General features: G+C 71.2%; 22 protein-coding genes. 11 read left to right on the forward strand and 11 right to left on the reverse strand.

Translation table 11 applies throughout. From position 1 onward, the window contains the following. From ACFE86_RS03320 to ACFE86_RS03330, 3 genes are all read left to right on the forward strand, one after another. Positions 1 to 775: aliphatic amidase (locus ACFE86_RS03320; protein ID WP_375453911.1), on the forward strand; the 775-nt coding region annotated here is incomplete at its 5' end. 203 nt (positions 776 to 978) lie between these two features. Further along, the gene (locus tag ACFE86_RS03325; RefSeq protein WP_375453912.1) at positions 979 to 2,037 is read left to right on the forward strand and encodes a sensor histidine kinase; all 1,059 of its coding nucleotides are present in this window, start codon (positions 979 to 981) and stop codon (positions 2,035 to 2,037) included. A gap of 81 nt (positions 2,038 to 2,118) precedes the next feature. Then, positions 2,119 to 2,541 carry a SufE family protein gene (locus ACFE86_RS03330; RefSeq protein ID WP_375453913.1) on the forward strand — a complete coding sequence of 141 codons (423 nt, stop codon included), beginning with the start codon at positions 2,119 to 2,121 and terminating at the stop codon, positions 2,539 to 2,541. 26 nt (positions 2,542 to 2,567) lie between these two features. Here the strand turns inward: ACFE86_RS03330 and ACFE86_RS03335 are convergent, their stop codons facing one another. Further along, the gene (locus tag ACFE86_RS03335; RefSeq protein ID WP_375453914.1) at positions 2,568 to 3,416 is read right to left on the reverse strand and encodes a DUF6456 domain-containing protein; all 849 of its coding nucleotides are present in this window, start codon (positions 3,414 to 3,416) and stop codon (positions 2,568 to 2,570) included. A gap of 427 nt (positions 3,417 to 3,843) precedes the next feature. Next, the gene (locus ACFE86_RS03340) at positions 3,844 to 4,278 is read right to left on the reverse strand and encodes a MucR family transcriptional regulator (RefSeq protein WP_375453915.1); all 435 of its coding nucleotides are present in this window, start codon (positions 4,276 to 4,278) and stop codon (positions 3,844 to 3,846) included. A gap of 431 nt (positions 4,279 to 4,709) precedes the next feature. Here ACFE86_RS03340 and ACFE86_RS03345 point away from each other — a divergent pair, with 431 nt between their 5' ends. Beyond that, complete coding sequence (locus ACFE86_RS03345; RefSeq protein ID WP_375453916.1) at positions 4,710 to 6,830, forward strand: S9 family peptidase; 2,121 nt, start codon at positions 4,710 to 4,712, stop codon at positions 6,828 to 6,830. Between the two features lie 558 nt (positions 6,831 to 7,388). Here the strand turns inward: ACFE86_RS03345 and ACFE86_RS03350 are convergent. Together ACFE86_RS03350 and ACFE86_RS03355 are read right to left on the reverse strand one after the other, a co-directional pair. Next, positions 7,389 to 8,483, reverse strand: a complete 1,095-nt coding sequence (locus tag ACFE86_RS03350; RefSeq protein ID WP_375453917.1) for a WcbI family polysaccharide biosynthesis putative acetyltransferase — start codon at positions 8,481 to 8,483, stop codon at positions 7,389 to 7,391. Positions 8,484 to 8,654: 171 nt separating this feature from the next. Next, a complete protein-coding gene (locus ACFE86_RS03355; protein ID WP_375453956.1) occupies positions 8,655 to 8,897 on the reverse strand; it encodes a hypothetical protein in 243 nt (80 codons plus the stop codon). Positions 8,898 to 9,130: 233 nt separating this feature from the next. Between ACFE86_RS03355 and uvrB the strand changes: the two genes are divergently transcribed. Further along, positions 9,131 to 11,863, forward strand: coding sequence for an excinuclease ABC subunit UvrB (uvrB, locus tag ACFE86_RS03360; protein ID WP_375453918.1), 2,733 nt, complete (start codon positions 9,131 to 9,133; stop codon positions 11,861 to 11,863). 91 nt (positions 11,864 to 11,954) lie between these two features. On the opposite strand, the gene ACFE86_RS03365 is transcribed toward uvrB, so the two are convergent. From ACFE86_RS03365 to ACFE86_RS03385, 5 genes are all read right to left on the reverse strand, one after another. After that, the gene (locus ACFE86_RS03365; RefSeq protein WP_375453919.1) at positions 11,955 to 12,197 is read right to left on the reverse strand and encodes a hypothetical protein; all 243 of its coding nucleotides are present in this window, start codon (positions 12,195 to 12,197) and stop codon (positions 11,955 to 11,957) included. Positions 12,198 to 12,291: 94 nt separating this feature from the next. Continuing rightward, positions 12,292 to 13,116, reverse strand: a complete 825-nt coding sequence (panB, locus tag ACFE86_RS03370; protein WP_375453920.1) for a 3-methyl-2-oxobutanoate hydroxymethyltransferase — start codon at positions 13,114 to 13,116, stop codon at positions 12,292 to 12,294. Positions 13,117 to 13,297: 181 nt separating this feature from the next. Further along, a complete protein-coding gene (locus ACFE86_RS03375) occupies positions 13,298 to 13,894 on the reverse strand; it encodes a rhodanese-like domain-containing protein (RefSeq protein WP_375453921.1) in 597 nt (198 codons plus the stop codon). Continuing rightward, positions 13,894 to 14,712, reverse strand: coding sequence for a quinoprotein dehydrogenase-associated SoxYZ-like carrier (locus ACFE86_RS03380; protein ID WP_375453922.1), 819 nt, complete (start codon positions 14,710 to 14,712; stop codon positions 13,894 to 13,896). Before ACFE86_RS03380 ends, ACFE86_RS03375 begins: the two co-directional genes overlap by 1 nt. A 41-nt stretch (positions 14,713 to 14,753) precedes the next feature. After that, on the reverse strand, positions 14,754 to 15,677 hold the full coding sequence (locus ACFE86_RS03385; protein ID WP_375453923.1) for a quinoprotein relay system zinc metallohydrolase 2: 924 nt from the start codon (positions 15,675 to 15,677) through the stop codon (positions 14,754 to 14,756). Positions 15,678 to 16,122: 445 nt separating this feature from the next. On the opposite strand from ACFE86_RS03385, the gene ACFE86_RS03390 reads away from it, so the two are divergent. Next, positions 16,123 to 17,208, forward strand: coding sequence for a methyl-accepting chemotaxis protein (locus ACFE86_RS03390; protein WP_375453924.1), 1,086 nt, complete (start codon positions 16,123 to 16,125; stop codon positions 17,206 to 17,208). 135 nt (positions 17,209 to 17,343) lie between these two features. Here ACFE86_RS03390 and cobT read toward each other — a convergent pair whose 3' ends face one another. Beyond that, entirely contained in the window at positions 17,344 to 18,363 is a 1,020-nt protein-coding gene (cobT, locus tag ACFE86_RS03395; protein WP_375453925.1) for a nicotinate-nucleotide--dimethylbenzimidazole phosphoribosyltransferase, read from the reverse strand. Between the two features lie 110 nt (positions 18,364 to 18,473). On the opposite strand from cobT, the gene cobS reads away from it, so the two are divergent. Genes cobS through ACFE86_RS03410 form a run of 3 tightly spaced genes read left to right on the forward strand, consistent with a single transcriptional unit; the run spans position 18,474 to position 20,226 of the window. Then, positions 18,474 to 19,298, forward strand: coding sequence for an adenosylcobinamide-GDP ribazoletransferase (gene cobS, locus ACFE86_RS03400; protein ID WP_375453926.1), 825 nt, complete (start codon positions 18,474 to 18,476; stop codon positions 19,296 to 19,298). A 32-nt stretch (positions 19,299 to 19,330) separates the two neighbouring features. Continuing rightward, entirely contained in the window at positions 19,331 to 19,543 is a 213-nt protein-coding gene (locus tag ACFE86_RS03405; protein ID WP_375453927.1) for a DUF1289 domain-containing protein, read from the forward strand. Next, positions 19,540 to 20,226, forward strand: coding sequence for a TIGR02281 family clan AA aspartic protease (locus ACFE86_RS03410; RefSeq protein WP_375453928.1), 687 nt, complete (start codon positions 19,540 to 19,542; stop codon positions 20,224 to 20,226). Before ACFE86_RS03405 ends, ACFE86_RS03410 begins: the two co-directional genes overlap by 4 nt. Before the next feature lie 137 nt (positions 20,227 to 20,363). On the opposite strand, the gene dusA is transcribed toward ACFE86_RS03410, so the two are convergent. Continuing rightward, complete coding sequence (gene dusA / locus ACFE86_RS03415) at positions 20,364 to 21,383, reverse strand: tRNA dihydrouridine(20/20a) synthase DusA (RefSeq protein ID WP_375453929.1); 1,020 nt, start codon at positions 21,381 to 21,383, stop codon at positions 20,364 to 20,366. Positions 21,384 to 21,685: 302 nt separating this feature from the next. On the opposite strand from dusA, the gene ACFE86_RS03420 reads away from it, so the two are divergent. Together ACFE86_RS03420 and ACFE86_RS03425 are read left to right on the forward strand one after the other, a co-directional pair. Next, positions 21,686 to 22,837, forward strand: a complete 1,152-nt coding sequence (locus tag ACFE86_RS03420; protein WP_375453930.1) for a YncE family protein — start codon at positions 21,686 to 21,688, stop codon at positions 22,835 to 22,837. Positions 22,838 to 22,988: 151 nt separating this feature from the next. Beyond that, positions 22,989 to 24,266, forward strand: a complete 1,278-nt coding sequence (locus ACFE86_RS03425) for an amidohydrolase (protein ID WP_375453931.1) — start codon at positions 22,989 to 22,991, stop codon at positions 24,264 to 24,266. The last annotated feature ends 17 nt before the right edge of the window (positions 24,267 to 24,283 follow it).

The following is a 24,283-nucleotide window of genomic DNA, read 5'->3' on the forward strand; positions in this document are numbered from 1 at the left end:
GGCGAAGGTCTGGGGCGTGTTCTCGCTCACCGGCGAGCGCCACGAGGAGCACCCGCACAAAGCGCCCTACAACACCCTGATCCTGATGAACGACCAGGGCGAGATCGTGCAGAAGTACCGCAAGATCATGCCCTGGACGCCGATCGAGGGCTGGTATCCGGGCGATTGCACCTACGTCTCCGACGGGCCGAAGGGCCTCAAGATCAGCCTCATCATCTGCGACGACGGCAACTATCCCGAGATCTGGCGCGACTGCGCGATGCGCGGGGCCGAACTCATCATCCGATGCCAGGGCTACATGTACCCGGCGAAGGAGCAGCAGATCCTGATGTCGAAGGCGATGGCGTTTGCCAACAACACCTACGTCGCGGTCTCGAACGCCGCCGGCTTCGACGGCGTCTACAGCTACTTCGGCCACTCGGCGATCATCGGCTTCGACGGGCGCACGCTCGGCGAGTGCGGCGAGGAGGAGATGGGCATCCAGTACGCCGCCCTGTCGAAGTTCCTGATCCGGGATGCGCGCGCGCACGGGCAGTCCGAGAACCACCTCTTCAAGCTGCTGCACCGCGGCTACACCGGCATGATCAACTCCAAGGAGAACCGGCACGGGATGTCGGAATGCCCCTACGACTTCTACCGCCGCTGGATCGAGGACCCCGACGGGACGCGGGACGCAGTGCGCGCCATAACCCGCCAGAGCGTCGGCACCGAGGAATGCCCGATCGAGGGCATCCCCTTCGTCGGCAAGGGCGAGGGGCCGCCCGACCCGCGCTGATGCGGGATCGGAGCCCGTATCGGCGACCCGGTGCGGCAGCCCTCGCGCCGGACGCCGCCCGCGGCACTTGGCCGGCAACCCATGCCGTGCGCACAAGGACGCGGCACGTCCTCATCGCGCATCGGAACGGCCCTACGCCCGATACGTTGACCGGCGCACCCCGAACGGACATCGGGTCGGGATAGGCGCGGATCGGGAGCAGCATGAGCGGGGAGTCACCACCGGCCGGTGCGGGTGCTCAAGACGACGTGCCGGTCCCGCCCGGGCTCAGCGAGGCGTTCCGGCGGTTCGCCGACGACGTACCCCTGATGATGTGGCGCTCGGACGCGCAGGGACGGGCCGTCCACCACAACAAATCCTGGCTCCGGTTCACCGGTCGCGCCCTGGAGGAAGAGCTAAGCGCCGGCTGGCGCAGCGGCCTGCACCCGGACGACTTCGACCGCCACGCCCGCATCGTCGCCGACGCGTTCCTGGCCCGCGAGCCCTTCACCGTGGAGTTCCGCCTGCGCCGCCACGACGGCGCCTACCGCTGGCTCCTCGACACCGCCCGGCCGTTGAGCGAGGGTGGCGATTTCCGCGGCTATCTCGGCTCCTGCTTCGACATCACCGACCGCAAGCACGCCGAGGAGCATATCGAGCGCGCGCTCGCCGAGAAGGAGACCCTGCTCGCGGAGGTCTACCACCGGGTGCGCAACAACCTTCAGGTGATGGTCAGCCTGATCGGCCTCTACGGCCGGGCGGCGCCCGAGCCGTGCCGCGGCAGCTTCGAGGCGCTCGGCCAGCGGGTGCGGGCGATCGCCCTGGTGCAGCAGCACCTGCACGAGGCGCCGCACATCGCCTCGATCGATCTGCGCGACTACCTGCACCGCCTCGCCTCCGGCCTGGGCCAGTTGCGCCGGACCGGCCGCATCGGCGTCCATCTCGGCGGCATCGGCACCGGCCTCGTCGAGCCGCGCACTGCCAACGCGCTCGGCATGATCGTCGCCGAGATCGTCGCCGAATGCCTCGACGCCACCGCCGAGAGCGTCGCCTGCGCGATCGCCATCGACATCGACGCGCCGGCCGGCGCGCCGGTGCGCCTGACCATCGTCTCGGGGGCGGGCGACGGGGCGGAATCCGGCCGCGCGAACATCCCCAAGCTCGGGCCGCGGCTGATCGCGGCCTACGCCGCCCAGGCCGAGATCGCCGTCACCGGCACGGCCGCCACGGACGACCCGCTCCGCCTGCAACTGCCGGAGGCGCGCGTGAGCGGGCCGGCCTGAGCGCGGGCGGCGATTCGCTTCACGGACGGCGGCGACCTATATCGATGGGACCCGCGCAACCCGTCAGACGTCCGGCCGAGCATGCTGCCTCCGATCGCCACCATCGTCGAGAACTTCGCCTTCATCGACGACTGGGAGGAACGCTACCGCTACCTGATCGAACTCGGCCGCACCCTCCCGCCCGCCGACGCGGAACTCCACAGCGAGGCCAACAAGGTGCTCGGCTGCGCCAGCCAAGTCTGGATCGACCTCGGCGTCGACCGGTCCGGCGACGTGCCGCGGCTGCGGCTGCGCGGCGACAGCGACGCCCACATCGTGCGCGGGCTCGTCGCACTGATGATCGCCCTGTTCCACGGCAAGACCCCGCGCGAGGCCGCCGAGACCGACGCCTTCGCGCTCTACACCGAACTGGGCCTGGGCGAACACCTCACCCCGCAGCGGTCCAACGGCGTCCGCGCGATGGCCGACCGCATCCACCGCGACGCGGTCCGCCTGGCGGCGTGACCGGCCGGCACCGAAGCCGCGCGCCCTCACACCCGGTCGCGCCACAGGCGCATCCGCGCGTGGTCGGGCCCCGTGGCCTCGCGCTGCAGGCCGTAATGCTCCGCCAGTCGCCCGAGCGCGATGCGGGCCACGACCTTGGCGGAGCGTGCGGGCCAGCGGCGCTCGACCTCGATCCGTTCCAGGCCCTTCACGTGGCCGCACAGGTCGATCAGCAGCCCCGAGAGGTCGTTGCCGACCGCCTCAAGCGCCCGGTGCACCCGCTCGCGGGCGGCGAGCGTCGTGTCCGAGGCGGACGCGGCATCGCGGGGCCCTGAGCCGTCGACCCGCGCCGCGCTCCAGTCGATGCCCATCCGCGGCAGCAGCATCGCGGTGGCGATGTCGCGGCGCAGGCGCTCGCCGGCCTCGAACGAGGCCCGGTCGAGGAGCGGCGCGCCGTCGCGCCCGCGCCGCCGAACCATCCAGGCGATCGGGCTCTCGGCGGCGTCGCGCAGGCGCCGTTCGACCCCTTCGCCCTCCGCGATCAGGTCGAGGTGCTGCGCGCGGAACGGCTCGTCGGCCGGCCCCTGCGCCCGCCGCAGCCGGGCCCGCCCGGCGGGCGCCAGGGTGAGGCAGCCGCGCGGGCCCGGCGCGCGGGACGCGAGGTCGGCGGAAACGAGGCGCTCGCCGGCGGTGCCCGGGAAGCGTCCGCCGCCGAGCGAGACCCCGCCGCCGCCGCCGCGCACGATCAGGACCTCGCCGTCCAGCGGGTCGCGGAAGGCGTAGGCGCCGTCCGGCGCGAGTGCGGCGAGCAGCCGTTCGCCGGCGCGCCCGATCGGCGCCTCGGCGCGGATCGCCGTCACCGGCCCGGAGCGCGTGGCCGTGGGATCTTTGTTCATGTTTTGTTCCTAACGCGAACGGCCTTTGCTGGCCCTCACGGAACATCAGGAACTGGAAAATCATCCTATATCAAGACTTGACGAAGGATGCGCTGTGGAGCGTCACGCACCTGCCTCCGTGGCCGGACCTTTACGCGGGGGATGCCTGAGCACCGCGGCGATCGCGTCCTCGGACTTGCCGCGCACGTCGTAGCCCATGCCTGCGAGGCAGCTCATGCCCGCGAGCCGCTCGACCAGCGCGCCGCTGTCGGCGGCCGAGCGCGCGGCCCCATTGCGCGCGGGCGGCGTTGGCTGCGTCGAGGTCGTCGGCCGGGATCTCGGAGGGACGCATCGCCAGCGTATTGTCGCAGGTCCGGTTCCGGGACGGGGGCCGGGCGCGGTGTCCGCGGCCGGGGCGGACCCCCGGGCGCGGACGGCGGCCTCGCGCTCAGGCGGCTTCGTCGTAGTTGCCGGAGCGGGTCTGGCCGAGGCCGATCGCCTTGGCGAGGTCGGAGCGGGCCTTGGCGTAGTTCGGCGCCACCATCGGATATTCCGACGGCAGGCCCCACTTGGCGCGGTACTGCTCGGGGCTCATGTCGTACTTCGCGCGCAGGTGGCGCTTGAGCGACTTGAAGGTCCGGCCGTCCTCCAGGCAGATGATGTGGTCGGCGGTGACCGACTTCCTGATCGGCACGGCCGGCACCGGCGGGCCCGCCGGCGCCGCGGCCTCGACCCGGCCGCCGGCGACCTGGATCAACGACGCGTGAACGCGCCCGATGAGCTGGGCCAGCTCTCCCGGAGGGACGGGATTGTTGCTGACATAGGCCGAGACGATGTCGGCGGCGAGTTCCACGTAATCGACCGTGGTGTTTGTTTCGATCATGGTCCGTGATGTCCTCTGGACGCTTGGCCGTCGACCTTTTCCGGCGGCCGGGGGAGTTCGGTCCCGGTTCGACGATGTGTCGTGCGGGTTTTCCCGCAGGACCGATGCATCTGCCCGTAAGTGCTGTGTGGAATGTCGCGGCCCCTCCGGCCGCGACATCTCATTAGGATATTCGGAAACCGCTCGCAAGACCGCGTCGCACCGATCGGATACGGCGCGTCAACTGACGTGCAAGATATTTCAGCTTGCCGCAATGGCCCGAAACCGATGTCTCCTCAGGCGTGAAAGACGCACCTGAGATTGCCCGGCCGGCGATGGCGCCACCTGCCGTGGCCGCGCCGCCGGTGCGGCGCGGTTGCCGCGGCGGCTTGCCCCGGGCCGGGCCGCGCGGCACATGCGCAGGTCCAGGGTTCTCCACGGGATTTTCTGCGATGGCGTCCGACACGGCTCAACTCCCGCACGCACCCGGCGCGCCCGCCGCCGCCCGACGGCCGCACGTCTACGAGATCCACGGGCGGACGATCACGGACGAGTACGCGTGGCTGAAGGCCGGGAACTGGCAGGAGGTCCTGAAGGACCCGGCCGCCCTGCCCGCCGACATCGCCGCCCATCTCCGGGCCGAGAACGTGCATGCGGAAGCGGTCCTCGCGGGCGCCGCCGCCCTCCGCGACACGCTGGTGAGGGAGATGCGCGGGCGCATCCGCGAGGACGACAGCGGCGTGCCGGCGCCGGACGGCGCCTTCGCCTACTACACCCGCCACCGCGAGGGCGGCCAGCATCCCCTGGTCTGCCGCCGGCCCTCGGCCGCGGGCGACGACGCGTCGGCCGAGGAGATCCTGATCGACGGCGACCGGGAGGGCGAGGGCCTGCCGTTCTTCGAGATCGCGAGCGCCGTCCAGTCCGACGACCACCGGCGCCTCGCCTGGGGCTCCGACACCAAGGGCTCGGAACTCCACACCCTCCGGGTCCGCGACCTCGCCGCCGGCACCGATCTCGACGACCGCGTCGAGGCGACCTCCGGCGAGGCGGTGTGGTCGGCCGACGGCGCCGGGTTCTGGTACGTCGCGGTCGATGCCAACCACCGGCCGGCCCGGGTGATGCGCCATCGCCTCGGCACCGCGCAGTCCGAGGACGTGACCGTCTACGCCGAGCGCGATTCCGGGTTCTTCGTGCATCTCGGGCAGACGCAGTCCGGCGCCTACCTGACGATCACCGCGAGCGACCACGAGACCTCGGAGGTGCACCTTCTCGACCGCCATGCGGGCGAGGGCACGCCGCCGCGCGTGGTGCAGCCCCGTACCCCACTGCTGATCTACTCGGTCGAGCATCGCGGCGACGCGCTCTACGTTCTGACCAATGCCGACGGCGCCGAGGACTTCAAGGTCGTCACCGCGCCGGTGGCGAGCCCGGCGCAGGCGCACTGGAGCGACCTCGTGCCCCACCGCGCCGGCACGATGATCCGCCACCTGCACCTGCTCGAGGCTCACCTGATCCGCCTGGAGATCGAGAACGCGCGGCCGCGGATCATCGTGCGCGACCTCGCAGACGGCGCGGAGCACGCGGTGGCGTTTGCCGAGGAGGCGTATGCGCTCGGCCTCCAGCCGGGTCACGAATTCGAGACCGCGACGATCCGCTTCGCCTATTCCTCGATGACGACGCCGGCCGAGACCTGGGACTACGATTGCGCCACCCGTGCCCGCACCTTGCGCAAGCGCCAGACCGTTCCGAGCGGGCACGCGCCGGAAGCCTACGTCACCCGCCGCCTGTTCGCGACGGCGCCAGACGGCGCGCGCGTGCCGATCTCGCTGCTGCACCGGCGCGGCCTCGAACTCGACGGGTCGGCGCCGCTGCTGCTCTACGGCTACGGCGCCTACGGCACGCTGATGCCGGCGGCGTTCCGCACCAACCTGCTCAGCCTCGTCGACCGCGGCTTCGTCTACGCCATCGCCCATGTCCGCGGCGGCACCGAGAAGGGCTGGCGCTGGTACCTCGACGGCAAGCGCGCGAACAAGCCCAACACCTTTTCGGATTTCGTCGCCTGCGCCCGTGCGCTGATCGATGCCCGATATACGTCGGAGAAAAAGATCGTCGCGCATGGCGGCAGCGCCGGCGGGATGCTGATGGGGGCGGTGGCCAACCTCGCGCCGGAGCTGTTTGCCGGCATCGTCGCCGACGTGCCGTTCGTCGACGTGCTCAACACCATGCTCGATGCCGACCTGCCGCTGACCCCGCCGGAATGGCCCGAATGGGGCAACCCGGCCGAGAGCGAGGCCGCCTTCCGGACGATCCTGTCGTATTCTCCCTACGACAACGTCGCGGCCAAGACCTATCCGGCGATCCTGGCGCTCGGCGGGCTGACCGACCCGCGGGTGACCTACTGGGAACCGGCCAAATGGGTGGCGCGGCTGCGCGCGACCATGACCGGCGGCGGCCCGGTTCTCCTGCGCACCAACATGGAGGCCGGCCACGGCGGCGCCGCCGGCCGCTTCGACCGCCTGGAAGAGGTGGCGCTGATCTACGGCTTCGCGCTCGCCGCGGTGGGGAGGGCGTGATCGGGGAGCGTTCCGCCCATCGTGGCGGCTCGTCCCATGCGTCGGCGGCCGGGCCTCGTGCGGCGCCGGCCGGCGCCCTCTCCGAGGGCTGGCGGATGCCCCCATCTTCCGACGCGCCCGGATGAGGCGCGCGTCCCCTCTCCCCGCTTGCGGCTAGAGCATCTTCCAGCGAGATGGATACCGGCTCGCGTGAAGAAAATGCGACCACACGGAGACTTAGAGCATTCTCCGTGATCCAGGGATCATGGAAAATGCTCTAGCGTACCTGCGCGACGTCCTCACCCGCATCACCGACCATCCGGCTTAGAGCCGTGCCCGATCACGTTGGATCGGGCACGGCTCTAAGTTCCTGTTTTGACGCGCATTCTTGCGACGAACCGGTACCCACTTCGTCGGACTGCGCTCTAGATGTACGGTCCCCACGCGAGTCAGCATCCACCTCGCTGGGAAATGCTCTGGGTCGAAAGGAGGGGTCCCGCTCGATTGGGCCTCGTGCCACGGGGCGCCGAGGGTCGGACACGGCGCTCGTTTAGCGATCGATCCGACGGACTCGACCCCTCAGGCGTTCTGGCGCCCGGTACGTCGTAGGCGGTCCTGGTGCTCGTCCGAGCGCAGGAATTGACCCAGAACCTCAGTCGGGCCAATCCGTGCCAGGGCCTGGGTCCAGTACTGGACTTCGGGCCGGGTTGGATGGCGATCGAGCAGAAGGTGGAACAGGCCCAGAACATGGGACGTCGGGCTGAACCCCGCCGTCTGACCGGGAGGAGCTCCGCGATAGCGCAGCAGATAGCCCGCGGCCTCGGGGTGGCGCTCCAAGGCGGCCGAGACCGCCTCGCGTCCCACCGCGTGATAGCTTTCGTAGGCGGCCTGCACGTAGGCGAGCAGCGTCTCGGCCACGTGCAGCCTGACCATCTGACCGAGTTCGGGCAGCGCCATCTCGTCCAATCCGAGATGATGCGCGGCGGACGCGTAGGGCATGATCCGGATGTTGTTCAGGGGTGAAACGCCGTCCTCCTGAAGCTCTATCGCCTCCCCGGCGGCCCGCATGAGGTCGCGGGTGACGCTCGCCAGGACACGCCGGCCGGGATGGTTGAACGTGTGGAACAGAAGCTCCCGATCGAGGTCGGCCGCGAGGATGGGACTGACGCGCGCGTCAGCGCGACAAGCTTGTTCGCGACGAATGAGCTCACGCAAGCCCGCCAGAACCTCGTCGAGCACGAATGTCCTGCTGAAGAAGTCGGATGCACTGATGCGCTCGTGGCATTCCTCGGCCGACAGGCCGAGGCGATACATGTCGGCCACGTGAACGTCATGGTAGTCCATGATGTGACCAGGCATGTTCAGTGCAAACGACTGAAGGGTGTACCCGCGAAAATAAATCGATGGGAACACGAGAACGCGGGTCTCGGGGCGCTTGGTGGCCAAGATCCGACTCAGGGACAGGTCGTCGACGTGGCGATAGCCGTCCGAGATCGGCTGCGTCAGGATGAGATCGGCGCTCTCGATATCCGCGCGATACTCCTCGCGCGCGGCGGGCGAGGCGAGATCGAAGGTGTGGACCTCGCGGCTCTTGAGGGTGAGATCGGGCCTGGCTTCCGCCAGGAGCCACCCGATGGCACTGGCTTGGCAATTTCCGTGAAGGTAGACCTGCATCGACGGTGATTCCGATCGGCCTCGCAGGAACACAGGATGGGCTCATCCTGTCAGGCTCAGGCATCGACCCCGGTTGCGCCTTCGGCGCTGTATGCCCACTCGGGCAGATTTCTCAAGCCGTGACTAAGACGTTGGAGGCATCTCCGTGATCCGAAGACCACGGGAAACGTTTCAAGGGGCCACCGACCAGAAGCGCCGTTTCGAGAACAGCATCTCCTGGGTGCCCACGCTCGGCGCGGACGCCGCCGGCGGCGGGCAGGCCGGCTCCGGCCGCAGCGGTGCGGCCATCAGGGTCGACGGGACCGCGGGAATCAGGCCGAGCCGGCTCTGCACTTCGGGGTGACGGGCCGCCGCGATCGTCGCGATGCAGGCGATCAACCCGCCGGCCACCGTCCCCAGAACGAAGTTCATCATCCGCAAGCGTTCCAGCGGTCCGGCCGGCGCAGGGACCGTGCCGTGCGTGTCGCCATTCAACCCGGCGGCATTGGGGCGGACGCTCCGCGCACGCGGTCTTAAAACGTCCGCGTGCGAGAATCCCCGCCGGATGGACGCTTTCCTCGGACCGGCCCTCTGCGCACGCTCTGCCGGAACGCCCCGCCGCCCGGAAGGCTCTTCCGTCGCGGCGCAGCAGGCGCCATATTTACCTCATGGCGATACCCAAGAAGCCCCGGCACGCGTCCGGGAAGGCCGACCGGCCCGACGTGCAGCCCCTCGATCCGTTCCTTGCGCAACTCCTGAGCCCGGCGCTGGCGCGTGCGCGGCCGGTCCAGGTGGAGCGGCCCGCAGAACTGCCGAGGCCCGGACAGCGCAAGCCGGCCAAGAAACGCGACAACCAGCACGCCGGCAAGCAAGCGAGACCGCCCGAGGCGCACGAAGCGTCCGGCTTCGGCGAGGCGCCGCAGCGCGGCTTCACCGTTGCCCCCGGTGCCGAGGTCGATCCCGGCCTCGCCCAGGCGCTCGGCCTCACCCCGCCCGAGGACGCGCCGGCGCCGGAGGGCGAGGCGGATCAGACCTCGCTCGCGTCCGACGGCGTCTCCGCCACCGTCGATGCCCTGCAGCGCCTGCTCGAAGGCGGCAACCCGCTGTTCAAGGACGGGCAGACCTGGGTGCCGCACCGGCCGGAGCGGCCGGCGAAGTCCGAGGGCGGCGTGCCGTTCCGGCTCGAATCCGAGTTCACGCCGGCCGGCGACCAGCCAACCGCCATCGCCGAACTCGTGAAGGGTGTTCGCGCCGCAGAGCGCGACCAGGTGCTCCTCGGCGTCACCGGCTCGGGCAAGACCTTCACGATGGCCAAGATCATCGAGGAGACGCAGCGCCCCGCCCTGATCCTGGCGCCGAACAAGACGCTGGCGGCGCAGCTCTACGGGGAGTTCAAGAGCTTCTTTCCCGACAACGCGGTCGAATATTTCGTCTCATACTACGACTACTATCAGCCGGAGGCCTACGTCCCGCGCTCCGACACCTTCATCGAGAAGGAATCCTCGATCAACGAGCAGATCGACCGGATGCGCCATTCGGCGACTCGCGCGCTCTTGGAGCGCGACGACGTCATCATCGTCGCCTCGGTGTCGTGCATCTACGGCATCGGCTCGGTCGAGACCTACACGGCGATGTCGTTCACGGTGACGCTCGGGGAGCGCATCGAGCAGCGCCAGCTCGTGGCCGACCTCGTGGCGCTCCAGTACAAGCGCATCCAGTCGGACTTCGCCCGCGGCACCTTCCGCGTGCGCGGCGACGTGATCGAGCTGTGGCCGGCTCACCTGGAGGATCGCGGCTGGCGCATCGGCCTGTTCGGGGACGAGGTCGAGGGCATCGTCGAGTTCGATCCCCTGACGGGGAAGAAGATCAACGAGCTGAAATTCGTGAAGGTCTACGCCAACTCGCACTACGTCACGCCGCGCCCGACGCTGCAGCAGGCGATCCGCGGCATCAAGAACGAGCTCAACGGCCGCATCGAGGAGTTGACGAAGATGGGTCGGCTGATCGAGGCGCAGCGGATCGAACAACGCTGCACCTTCGACATCGAGATGATCGAGGCGACGGGAGCCTGCAACGGCATCGAGAACTACTCCCGGTATCTCACCGGCAGGAAACCCGGCGAGCCGCCGCCGACCCTGTTCGAGTACCTGCCCGACAACGCGCTGGTGTTCACCGACGAGAGCCACGTCACCGTGCCGCAGATCGGCGGGATGTACCGCGGCGACTTCCGCCGCAAGGCGACGCTGGCCGAGTACGGCTTCCGCCTGCCCTCCTGCCTCGACAACCGCCCGCTCCGCTTCGAGGAATGGGACGCGATGCGCCCGCAGACGGTCAACGTCTCGGCGACGCCGGGCAAGTGGGAGATGGAGCGGACCGGCGGGGTCTTCGCCGAACAGGTGATCCGCCCCACCGGCCTCGTCGACCCGGTGATCGAGATCCGCCCGGCCCGCTCGCAGGTCGACGACCTGCTCGGCGAAGTCCGCGAGGTGGCGCAGGCCGGCTACCGGACGCTCGTCACCACCCTGACCAAGCGTATGGCCGAGGACCTGACCGAGTACCTGCACGAGAACTCGGTCCGGGTGCGCTACATGCACTCGGACATCGACACGCTGGAGCGCATCGAGATCATCCGCGACCTGCGGCTCGGCGCCTTCGATGTGCTCATCGGCATCAACCTCCTGCGGGAAGGCCTCGACATCCCGGAATGCGCGCTCGTCGCCATCCTCGACGCCGACAAGGAGGGCTTCCTGCGCTCGGAGACCTCGCTCGTGCAGACGATCGGGCGCGCGGCGCGCAACGCCGACGCCCGCTGCATCCTCTACGCCGACCGCGTCACCGGCTCGATGGAACGGGCGATGGCCGAGACCGAGCGGCGGCGCCAGAAGCAGCTCGCCTACAACGCCGAGCACGGCATCACGCCCCAGAGCGTGAAGCGCGGGATCAGCGACATCCTCGCCAGCGTGTTCGAGCGCGACCACGTCCAGGTCGATACCGGCGTGTCCCGGGAGATCACCGTCGGCCACAACCTCAAAGCGGTGATGGCCGACCTGGAGAAGCGGATGCGCAACGCAGCCGCCGACCTCGATTTCGAGGAGGCCGCGCGCCTGCGCGACGAACTCAAGCGCCTCCAGGCGACCGAACTGCTGATCTCCGACGATCCCATGGCCCGCCAGGGCGACGTCGCGCGCGAGGCCGGCACCTACGGGCGCAAGGCCCCGCGCGGCGGCTCCGGCACCCGCATCGCGAAGCCGACCCTCGACAATATGGGCCCCGGCACGGATCGCGAACTGCCGGTCGGCGCCGCTCCTCCGCACTGGCAGGAGCGGCCCAAGCCGCGCTCGACGCAGGGGCTCGGCGGCCAGCGCCCGAAGTACAAGGGCGGCGGGCAACGGCGGGGCTGAAGCCAGGTTGCTCGCGCCGCGGGCCGACATGGTCCGGCTTGGCACGCGCGGCCTGCGACGGCGACCCGGACCGACGGGGCCGCGCGGCCGGTCAGGCCCGTTCGCGGATCCGGTCCGCGAGGTCGAGGGTCGTCGCCGTCCCGACCAGCACGGCACCGATCCGGTGGCCGAGACGGTCCGTGAGGCCGGTGACGCGCATGTGCACCGTGCTGCCGGCCGACGTACCGGTCACCCACAGGTCGTAGCTGAGACCCTCGCTCCGGAGGTGGCTGAGCAGACGCTCCGCTCCGATCCGGACGGCTTCGTTGTTCAGGGCGATGCAGCGCGTGTCCATGCGGTCTCCGGTCGTCTCGAAGATCAACGCGCGAACGGTCAAGGTCGATCACTCGGTAAGCAATACGCAAGCCGCCATTCCGGGCGGCACCGCCTCAGCGCGGCGCGTAGGTGTGGTCGGCGGTCGGAAAGCGGCCCGCGCGCACCTCCTCGGCGTAGGTGCGGACCGCCGCCTCGATGTGGGCGCGCAAGGACCCGAAGCTCTTGACGAACTTCGGTGCCCCGTCGCTCAGGCCGAGCATGTCCTCCAGCACCAGGATCTGGCCGTCGCAGGCCGCCGACGCGCCGATGCCGATGGTCGGCGCGGTGACCAGGGGCGAGGTCGCGATGGCGTGGGCCACCGGCTCGACGATGCCCTCGAGCACGATCGCGAAGGCGCCGGCCTCGCTGATCGCGCGGGCATCCTCCATCAGGATGCGCTCGCCGTCCGGGCCGCGGCCCTGCACCCGGAAGCCGCCCATCGTGTTCACCGATTGCGGCGTCAGCCCGATATGGCCCATCACCGGGACGCCGCGCTGGGCCAGGAACGCGACCGTCTCGGCAAAGCGCGCGCCGCCCTCCAGCTTGATCGCCCCGGCACCGGTCTCCTTGAGCACCCGGGCGGCGTTCAGGAACGCCTGCTCGCGCGACGCCTCGTAGGAGCCGAAGGGCATGTCGACGACGACGAGGGCTTGCGACGTGCCCCGGATCACGGCCTGGGCCTGGAGGATCATCATCTCCAGGGTGACCGGCAGGGTCGATTCCATGCCGTGCATCACCATGCCGAGGGAATCGCCCACGAGAATGAAGTCGCAGTAGGGGTCGAGGATGCGCGCGGTGTGGGCGTGATAGGCGGTGAGCGCGATGATCTTGCGCCCCTCAGCCTTCCGCTTGGCGAGATCTACCGCCATCACGCGTCGCGACTGCATGACCTGCGACATGGCCTCGAACTCCGTTCCTACGCGGCCCGTCGCGAACGGGCCATGGCTGGGCGCAGGCCGAGCGGTTGCCGGCCGTGCCTCCCGTCATACAACGCACGAGAGAGCGAAACGCATTTCTGTTCCGCGCCATCGCGGCGGAACCGATGACGGGGTCCGAGCACGACCACGGAACCGACGCGCGCTACCGTTCACCCTCGCCGGCCGGCTTTACCGCCCAGGCCGAATCCTGGCGGACCACGGCGGTGTCGTGCTGCTCCTGCCAGCCCTCGATCCCGTCCGGGAACCAGTGCACGCCGGTGTAGCCCTGGAGCACGAGGCGCTTGGCCGCGTTCCAGCTTCCCCAGCAATCGGGGCGGCAGAAGGTGACGACGGGCTTGGCCTTGTCGCCGCCGGTCAGCGCCGCGACGCGGTTCAGGAACAGCGCCTCGCGGGCGGATTCCAGGGGTGCGGCGCCGGCATCCGGCATCCACGCGGCGCCGGGTATCGAGCGATGGGCCGGGAGCCACGGCCGGCCGGCCGGGAAGCCCGCCGGCTTGCGGTCCGCGGGCGCCACATCGATCAGCACGGGCGCCTTCGCCATCAGCACGTCGAGGCCGGCGACGTCGAGGACGACGGCGCCGCGCAGGGTCTTGGGCGTGTAGCCCTGCTGGACGCCCTCGTGCAGGCCGTCCGGCTCCGGCACGTTCAGAGGCGAGTCGGCGGGCGCGGCGGCCGCGAGCAGGCCCGCGGCCGCGAGCGCCGCGCCGCCGCGCAGCGGGCGGCGGGCGAGCCCGCGCATCAGTGGCTCGGGCTCGGCGCGGTGAAGCTGTGCTCCCAGCGACCGCCCTGGCTGTCCGATGCCGCCACCTTGATCGGCTTGCCCGCCTCCGGGAAGAGACTGAAATTGATCACCGGATTCGACGAGATCGAGATGTCGCCGTCCAGGGTGAAGACGGTCTTGTCGCCGGACGTCACCACGAGCCTGTCGATGTAGCGCGCCGGCGTGTATTCGCGGCTGACCTGGTTCATCTGCATGCCGGAGAAGTTCGGGTGGCGGATCATCAGCGTCGCCTCCACGGGCTTGCCCGCCTGCGCCTCGCCCGAGAACTTCATCCGCATGTCGCCCATGCCCTTCATCGCCTCCTCGTCGCTCATCCCCATCGGGGCCGAGCAGCCGCCCGACGCCTTCACGAACCGCGTCGCCTCGTAGAGACTGCCATCCTCGGTCTCGGCGACCGCGTGGACGTTGGTGTAGTTGTTCACCCGCACCCGGAGCTTGAGTTCGCCCCGGTCGGCGGCAGGCCCGAACACGACGTGCGCGGCATAGGGCGACGGGTTGTCGTCGATGACGAAGTGCACCGCCTTGATCCTGTCCTTCTCGGGCATGGTCAGGGTGATCGGCACCAACGCCGCGTCCATGGCGCGGGCCGGCGCGTCGATCCTGATCAGGCTGTCGGTCGGCACGATCCTGCGGTCGCCGAACATCGACCTGGCGATCTCCTGCCAGCGGGCGTCGCGCTCGGCATCGCTGTCCGAGGCGCCGGCGGCGTGGGCGGGGCCGGACAGGATCGCGGCCGACAGCATCAGGCCGAGACCGGACGAAAGGGTGAGCTTCATGGCGTACCTCCTGTGGGTTGAGACATAAGTCCCGTCCGGCCCTATTCCCACTCGAGTTCCCTGTACGCCTCGGTGACGTTGCGGCCGTTGTAGCTGTCGAACAGGTCCCACCTGTCGCGCTCGGACTGCGCGACGGTCGCGACCGCCTTCTCGATCGACCGGTCCGCGGCGATGGCCTCGCGGGTCTCGTCGCGCAGGACCGTCAGGTAGCGGGTGAGGGCGTCGAGGGCGGGCGCGAGGTCGACGACGACCGGGCCGTGGCCCGGCACCGCCCGGGTCGCGCCGGAGGCCCCGAGCTTGTCCGCCTCCGCCAGCCAGCCGTTCAGGTTGCCGTCGATCGACGGGATGCGGCCGACCGAGAGCAGGTCGCCGGTGAACAGCAGGCCGCTGGCGCTGTCGGTCATCGAGAGGTCGCAGGCGGTGTGCGCGGTCGCGTGCGCGGTGAAGCGGAGGGTCCGGTCGCCGAGATCGATCTCGGCGCCGTCCCTCACCTCCTGCGTCGGATAGACCACCGTCCCGGCCTTGTCGGCGCCGAGGATGTCGACCAACCGCTGCCGGTAGTAGTCGCCGCGCGCGTCGAGCGCCCCGCGCAGTCGCGCATGCCCGATGACGTTGGGCGCGTCGGCCAGGAAGGCGGCGGCGCCGAAGCAATGGTCGGGGTGGACGTGGGTGATGACCACGTGCCGGATCGGCCTGTCGGTGAGCTTCACGATCTCGGCGCGCAGCCATTGCCCGTCGGCGAGGCTGCCGCCAGACTCCGTGACCAGCACGCCGTCCCTCCCGACGATGAAGCCGATATTGGCGATGGCGTCGTCGTTGTCCGGCGTCGCCTCGACGTTCGCACCGCGGCGCATGAAGATGCCGGGTCCGACCTCCGCCATCGCGAAAGCCTCGGCCGAGACGGCCGGCCGCGGCAGGCAGCACAGGCAGAAGCCGCCGAACAGGGCGGCGCGGCGCGAGATCATCGGGCGCGGCGCCGACCGCTCCGGGGGGGCGGCGCGAGCCCGGCCATGCGCCGTATCCGGCATGCGCGTCCTCCGGGACGTGTTCTTCCGCCTATTGAGGAGGCAGATCGTTGCGCCGTCAAGCGGCACGCGGGAGAACGCCCCGCGCCGGGGCGCGATCCAGCCGAAGGGCTCCGTCCCGGCTGCGTCGGGCGGGGCCTCGGCCGCCCCTGCGCCGGCCGAAGCAGGTTTTCCGCGATGGGCGGACGGATGGGAGCATCCGCACCGGGCTCGCCCCCGGCCTCGCACGCCTGCCTCGCCACCGCGATGCTGGGCGGCGCAGGTTTCGAGATCGCGTTCATCCTGGTCTTTCGCGCGATTGGATGGGGCCGCCAATTAAGAGATCTTTCACCTTATTCTTCCAGTTCAGGTGCTTATCTGTTCTCTCTGGCCCGAGCCCAATCGCATGAGCGCCACTCTGAAGATCGCGGGTTCGTCGCAGGCGCTCACAGCGGAGGCGGCGCCGAGCCTGTCGGCGATCTCGGCGCTGACGGCGGGGGTGAGCCGGATCGCGCACGAGAAGATCGGCCGCATCCAGCAGATCACCGCGCAAACCAAGATCCTCGCCCTCAACGCGCTGATCGAGGCCGCCCGCGCCGGAGAGCAGGGGCGTGGGTTCTCGGTCGTGGCGCAGGAGGTCCGCGCGATCGGGGCGGAGGTCGAGAACCTCGCCGGCGAGCTCGAGACGCAGCTCTCCGGCCGGGTCGGCGAGCTCCATCGCGCCGTCAACGCGATGGCCGTGCACGCCCAGGACGAACGGCTGGTCGACCTCGCGCTGAACGCCATCGAACTCATCGACCGCAACCTCTACGAGCGGACCTGCGACGTGCGCTGGTGGGCGACGGATGCAGCGGTGGTGGCCTGCGCGGCCGAGCCGGACGCCGCCGCCGCCGCCTACGCCAGCGAACGGCTCGGCGTCATCCTGTCCGCCTACACGGTCTATCTCGACCTCTGGCTGTGCGACAACGACGGCCGCGTGCTGGCGACCGGCAGGCCGGACCGCTATCCCGGCGTGCAGGGGCGGAGCGTGGCCGACGAGGCGTGGTTCCGGGAAGCCGCCGCCCTGCGCAGCGGGGACGACTACGTCTCGGCCAACGTGCGGCGGGAGGAGCGTCTCGGCGGCGCGCAGGTGGCCACCTATTGCGCCAGCATCCGCGAGGGCGGACGGGCGGACGGCCCGGCCCGCGGCGTCCTCGCGATCCATTTCGACTGGCAGCCGCAGGCGCGGGCGATCGTTGCGGGCGTGCGCGTCTCGCCGCCGGACCGCGCGCGCACGCGGGTCCTGCTCGTCGATGCGAACCGGCGCGTCCTGGCGGCCTCGGACGACCGGGGCCTGCTTTCCGAGACGCTGATCGTCGATCCGAAGAGCCGCGTCAGCGGCGTCGAGCGCAACCCGAATACCGGGACCGTCACCGCCTTCCACCGCACGCCCGGCTACGAGACCTACGAAGGTCTCGGATGGTACGGGATGATCGTGCAGGGCGCCGATTGAGGCGCTGCGCCGACGCCGGCCGGGCGCTGCGGTCGGGACGGGTGCCGCACCCGTAGCCCCGGTCGTGGCGCGTGCCCCGGGTCGGGTCCTCCGGGCCCGCGACCGCGTCGCGGCAGCGATGGTCGAGGGCGAACCTTATTCCGCCCGGCCCGAGACGCCGGCCTGCTCGAAGGTCGCCATGTCGCGGTGGCAGGCGAGCGCCCCCTTCAGCAGCCCGATCGCCATGCCCGCGCCCGAACCCTCGCCGAGCCGCATCCCGAGCGCCAGCAGCGGCACGAGGCCGAGCCGCTCCAGCACCTCGGCATGGGCGCCTTCCGCCGAGACGTGACCGGCGAGGCAATGGTCGAGGGCCCGGGGCTCGATCGCGTGCAGCACGGCCGCGGCGGCGGTGGCGACGTAGCCGTCGAGCACCACCGGCACCCGCTGGAGGCGGGCGGCGAGGATCGCGCCGGCCATCGCCGCGACCTCGCGGCCGCCGAGCCGCCGCAGCACGTCGAGGGGATCGTCGAGGTGGCCGGCGTGGTGCGCCAGCGCCGCCTCCACCGCGGCGGCCTTGCGCGCGATGCCGGCCTCGTCGAGGCCGGTGCCGCGCCCGACCCAGTGCGCCGCTCCGCCGCCGAACAGGGCGGCGTAGAGCGCCGCGGCGATCGTGGTGTTGCCGATGCCCATCTCGCCGATGCCGACGCAGTCGGTGCCGGCGGCGACCGCCTCCATGCCGAAGGCCATCGTCGCGACGGTCGCCTTCTCGTCCAGCGCCGGCCCTTGCGTGATGTCGCCGGTCGGCAGGTCGATGGCGAGGTCGAACACCTTGAACCCGAGGCCGTAGGCGGCGCAGATCTGGTTGATCGCAGCGCCGCCTGCCGCGAAGGTGTCGAGCATCTGCCGGTTGACCGCGTCGGGATAGGCCGAGACGCCGTGCTTCGTGACGCCGTGGCTGCCGGCGAAGACGCAGACCAGCGGCCGGTCGAGCGTCGGCACGGCCCTGCCCTGCCACGCGCCGAGCCATGCGACGAGGTGTTCCAGCCGCCCGAGCGCGCCTGCGGGCTTGGTCAGGCGCGCCTCGCGGGCGGCGATGGCCGCCGCCGCCTCCCGGTCCGGGCCGGGCATGGTCTCGATCAGGCGGCGGATGTCCGCGAACGGGTTCTGGTCGGTCATCGTCTGCGGGGCGTCCGAAGGAATCGTGTGGGCGGAGGCCCACCGGAGGCGGGCGCCGTTCCCCGGCGAGCTATAGTCTGGGCGCGGGCACGGGTGAAGGCTGGGCGATGATGCGCGAACCGTTGGGCGGCGAGGCCGACTGGCCGGGACGCGCTCTCGTGCACGACCTCGGCGCGTGCCTGCGCTTCTACTCGCGCCTGCCGGTGCCGGCGCTCCCCGGCGAGCCCGATCCGCACGCGCTGCCGGACTTCGGCCGCCTGCCGCGGATGCTGCCCGTCGCCGGGCTGATCCTGGCGCTGCCGCCGGCGCTGGTGCTGCTCGCCGGCTGGCGGATCGGGCTGGGGCCGTTCGTCGCGGCGACGCTGGCGGTCGCCCTCGGCGTCCTGACGACCGGCGCCCTGCACGAGGACGGCCTCGCCGACGTCGCCGACGGCTTCGGCGGCGGCGCGTCGCCGGAGCGCCGGCTGGAGATCATGCGCGACAGCCGGATCGGCGCCTATGGCGGCGTCGCGCTCGTGCTGGCGCTTGCGTTGCGGATCGGCGCCCTCGCGACGCTGCTCGACCGCACCGGCGCCGGCGCCGCGGTCGGGCTGGTGCTCGCCGCCGTGCTCTCGCGGGTGGCCGCGCTCGCGCCGATGGTGATGCTCCCGCCCGCGCGGCCCGGCGGGCTCTCGGCCGCAGTCGGCCGCCCGAGCCGGGCGACGACGGGGGTCGCGATCGGCCTCGGCCTGGTCGTCGCGATCCTTGCCCTCCCCTTCGGCCTGCCGTTCTCCGGGGTTGCGGGGATGGTGCTGCTCGCGGCGCTGGCCTCGCTCGCCGTCACGCGGATCGCCCGCGAAAAGATCGGCGGCCAGACCGGCGACGTGATCGGCGCGTGCCAGCAGGTCTCCGAGATCGCGGCCCTCCTGGCGCTGCTCGCCGCAGTCCGGGCTTGATCGCCCCGGGCCCGAGCGGGCATGGAGGCGCGATGAACGCGTCCCCGAACAAGCCGTCGAGCCCCTGCACCAAGGTCTGCGTGATCGAGGAAGCAAGCGGCCTGTGCATCGGCTGCGGCCGCAGCCGCGACGAGATCGCGTCGTGGGGCGCGCTGCCGGAAGGACGACGCCGCGCGATCATAGCGGGGCTCCCGGCACGGCTTCGCGCGGTCCGGCTCCCGTCGGCGGAGGCGTCGGCGGGATGAGGCTCGGGCTGGTCGCGATCGGGCTGGTGGTGGCCGTGCTCGTGCTCGCCGACGGCGGCCGGATCGGCGGAGCGGTCGAGCCGGAACAACTGGCCGGTCTCGCCTGGGGCGTCGGCATCCTCGCCCTGGTGGTCGCGGGCTTCTGGCGGCAGTTCGGCGGCGCGCCCGGCCGGAACCTGCGGGCGCTCGCGGTCTGGGTCGGGCTCGGCCTCGCCTGCGTCGTCGGCTACGCCTACCGCGACGGGCTCCGGGACGTCGGCGCCCGGGTGATGGGCGAGCTGCGTCCCGGCTCGGCGGCGGTCGGCCCCGGCGGCACCGTGACGATCACCCGGCGCGCGGACGGCGCGTTCCGCATCGACGCGCTGGTCAACGGGCGCCCCCAGGCCTTCGCCTTCGATACCGGCGCGAGCGCCGTGGTGCTGACGGCGGAGAACGCCGCCGCCCTCGGCATCCGCCCGGCCGAGGCCGAATTCGGCATCCGCGTCTCGACGGCCAACGGGACCGCCTACGCCGCGCCGGCCGCCATCGATTCGCTCAGCGTCGGCCCGATCACCGAGCGGGGCGTCTCCGCCCTGGTCGCGAGGCCCGGCGCGCTGGAGGGCAACCTGCTCGGGCAGAGCTTCCTCACGCGGCTGCCCGGCTACGAGGTCCGCGGCGACCGGCTGATCCTGCGCGGGCGCTAGAGCATTTTCCAGCGCGGTGGATGCCGGCTCGCGTGAAGAAAATGCGACCACGAAAATGCGACCACACGGAGACTTAGGTCATTGTGTCGGCTCGCGTCGTCTCCACGCGAGGCGGCGTCCACCGTGCTCGAGAGGGCTCAGGCCGCGTCGCGTTCCGGCGCCGCGCGCGACACCATCGCCACGGCCGCGCGGAGCGTGGCGAGGTCGGCGTCGCCGCGCGTGCCTGCCGTCGAGAGGTGGCGGCGGAAGGCCCGCGCCCCGGGGCGGCCGTTGAACAGGCCGAGCATGTGCCGCGTCATCGCGTGCAGCCGCTCGCCGCGGGCGAGCGCCTCGGCGACGTAAGCGCCGTAGGCCTCGACCGCCGCGAAGGCGTCCGCGACCGGGGGCGCCGCGCCGAACAGCTCGGGATCGACCGCGATCAGCCCCGCCGGGTCGCCGTAGGCTGCGCGCCCGATCATCGCGCCGTCCAGATCCCGCAGGTGAACCTTCGCCTGCGCGACCGTGGCGATCCCGCCGTTGACCGCGATCGGCAGGCCCGGCCGCGCGCGCTTGAGCCGGACCACCCGGTCGTAGTCGAGGGGCGGCACGTCGCGGTTCTCCTTCGGCGACAGGCCCTGGAGCCAGGCCTTCCGCGCATGCACGATCAGGCCGTCGACGCCCGCCGCGACCACGGCCCCGGCAAGCGCGTCGAGGGCCTGCTCCGGGTCCTGGTCATCGACGCCGATGCGGCACTTCACCGTCACCGGCACGCGCACCGCCGCCTTCATCGCCGCGACGCAGGCGCCGACACGGGCGGGCTCGCGCATCAGGCAGGCGCCGAAGCGCCCGTCCTGCACCCGGTCCGAGGGGCAGCCGACGTTGAGGTTGATCTCGTCGTAGCCGAACCCTTCCGCGATCCGCGCGGCCTCGGCGAGCTCGGCGGGCTCCGAGCCGCCGAGTTGCACCGCGACCGGATGCTCGGCGTCCGAGAACCCGAGCAGGCGCTCGCGCGGGCCGTGGATGACCGCGCCGGTGGTCACCATCTCGGTGTAGAGCCGCGCGCGCTTCGACAGCACTCTGTGGAACGCCCGGCAATGCCGGTCCGTCCAATCCATCATCGGGGCGATGGAAAAGCGCCACGGACTGAAATCGCTGGATCTGTGAACCGCTTGCGACACGTCCCGTCCGTTCCGTGAGCTGGGGCTTGATCCCGTCCGAACCCGTTTCGTCGCCGGGAGCAGGGCTGCGCCGTCCCCGTCGCACCCGCCCCCTGCATCGGGCCCGGAAGCACGGGTGCGATAGGGTCGGATGCGCGGAACGGCCCGATACCATGACTCGGTCGTCGTCGACAGGGACCCGGACAATCGGGCTCGATCGTCAGGGAATGGATCGGAAGCGCCTCGCCGGGCGATCCTCGCCACCGCTACAGCTTTCGCATCGGCAGCCGACGAACGAGCGCCGTCATGCGGGAGGCGAGAGGATGCTGGTCGGCAGAGCTGCGTTCGGCGCGGCGTTGTGGCTCGCGGCGGCCGGCGGCGCGCGGGCCGAGATCGCGGTCTCGGCCAACGACGGCAAGGCCACCCTCGAGAATGGCGCGCAGGTCGTACCCGGCGCCGTGGTGCCCGACACGGTCTCGGTCATCGACCTCTCGGCCTCGCCCCCGCGCGTGCTCTCGGAGATCGCGGCGCCCGCGAGCGTCGCCGGGCCGCCCTCGTCGGTCGCCGTCGCGCCGGACGAGAGCTTCGCCCTCGTCACGGCCGCACAGAAGCTCGACCCGAAGGCCCCGAAGACGTTCGCGCCCGACGATCGGCTGAGCGTCATCGACCTGAGGACGAGCCCGCCGAAGGTCGTCGCGACGCATCCGGTCGGCCCCGGCGCGGCGGGGGTCTCGATCAACCGGGCCGGGACGCTGGCACTCGTGGCCAACCGCAACGAGGGTACGGTCTCGGTGTTCACGATCAAGGCGGGCGTCCTCGCGGATGCTGGGCGGGTCAGGCTCGGCGACGAGAAGTCGGGCCCGAGCGCCATTGCCTTCACCCGCGACGGAAAGACTGCCTACGTCACCCGCGACGGGGATTGGCGCATCTCCGTCCTGACGATCGACGGCGACACGGTGGCTTATGCCAAGCGCGACCTGTTCGCGGGCATCCGCCCGTACGGGATCGACATCACGGGCGAGGGTGCCCTCGCGGCGGTCGCCAACATCGGCATGGGGATGGGCGATGCGGACACGGTCAGCCTGATCGACCTCACCGCGAAGCCGCCGCGGGTCGTCGCCACCACCACCGTCGGCCAGACGCCCGAGGGCCTCAAGCTGTCGCCGGACGGGGCGTTCCTCGCGGTCGGCGTCATCAACGGCTCGAACAAGGCCGCCTCCTCGCCCTTCTACAGCGAGCACGGCCTCCTGAAGATCTACCGGATCTCCGGGTTCGACCTCGTGAAGGTCGCCGAGGCCGAGGTCGGGCACTGGTGCCAGGGCATCGTCTGGAGCCGAGACGGGCGCACCCTCCTGACGCAGTGCATGATCGAGCGCGAGATTCTCGCCTTCTCCTTCGACGGGTCGCGGCTGGCGCCCGCCGGCACGATCAGGACCGGCAACGGGCCGGCCGGCATCCGGACGGCCGAGCCGTGACCGGCGCGAGACGCGGCCGGCGGCGCGGCGAGGGCCGCCGACGTGGCGTCCATGAACCGCGCCGTCCACGATGTCCTCGCCGAGGGCGCGCAGGCGCCGACCCCGTGAGCGTCGCGGATCAGGTACGACGACCGAGCGACAGGAGACGAGCATGAGCGATCCGACACGGCGCGCGTGGCTCGGCGGGGCGGCGCTGGCCGGAGCCCTCGCGGCGACCGGCGGCCGCGCCTTCGCCGACGCACCGGAAACGTTCGACCTGGTGATCAAGGGCGGCGAGGTGATCGACCCGAGCCAGTCCCTGCGCGCGAAGCGCGACGTCGGCATCCGGTTCGGGATCGTCGCGGCCCTGGAGCCGGACATTCCGGTGGCGCGCGCCAAGCAGACGATCGACGCCTCCGGCAAGCTGGTGCTGCCCGGCCTCGTCGACCTGCACGCCCACACCTATCCCTACGGCTCGGCGATCGGCATCCCGGCCGACGAGACGGTGCCGTTCTCCGGCGTCACAACGGTGGTCTCGGCCGGCGACGCCGGCGCCAACAACATCGCGGCCCTGCGCCGCCACATCGCGGCCCAGACGCGGACGCGGATGTTCGCCTTCGTGCACATCGCCAACAACGGGCTCTCGGCCTTCCCGGTGGCGGAACTCTACAACATCGACAACGCGCAGGTGGACGCCTGCGCGCTCGCCATCGCCGAGAACCCGGACTTCGTCCTCGGCGCCAAGGTGCGGATGTCGGAGACCGTCATCTTCAAGCACGGCGCCGAGCCGCTCCGCCGCGCGATCCAGGCCTGCGAACGCTCGGGCCGGCCGGCCAAGGTCATGGTCCATATCGGCGGCGTCGAGACCGCCGACCTGATGAGCCGCATCCTCGACCTGCTGCGGCCCGGCGACATCCTCACCCACTGCTATTCGGGTGCGCCGAACACCAGCGGCCAGTTCACCAACATCGTCCAGGACGGGAAGCTCCTGCCGGCGGCGCTCGCGGCCAAGCAGCGCGGCGTGGTGTTCGACATCGGCCATGGCGGCGGCTCCTTCGACTTCACGGTGGCCGAGGCTGCGATCGCGCAAGGCGCCCCTCCGGACACGATCTCGTCCGACCTCCACGTCGTCTCCGGCAACACCCCGGGCATGCCGTTCCTGCCCGTGGTGATGAGCAAGTTCCTGCCGCTGGGCTTCAGCCTGGAACAGGTGATCGCGATGGCGACCCTGGCGCCCGCCAAGGTGATCGACCGGATGCCCAAGCTCGGGACGCTCCAGGTCGGCGCGCCCGGCGACGTCTCGGTGATGGAATGGGTCGCGCGCCCGCTTTCCATGATCGACACCCGCAACAACCGCCGCGACGGGACGGGCTTCCTCGCCCCGGTGCAGACGGTCAACAACGGCGTCCCGTTCGGCCGCCCCTACCAGTCCCCCTTCTCGGTCCGGTGACGCCCGTCGCCGCCCGG

The organism is uncultured Methylobacterium sp., from assembly GCF_964244095.1.
Lineage (GTDB): Bacteria > Pseudomonadota > Alphaproteobacteria > Rhizobiales > Beijerinckiaceae > Methylobacterium.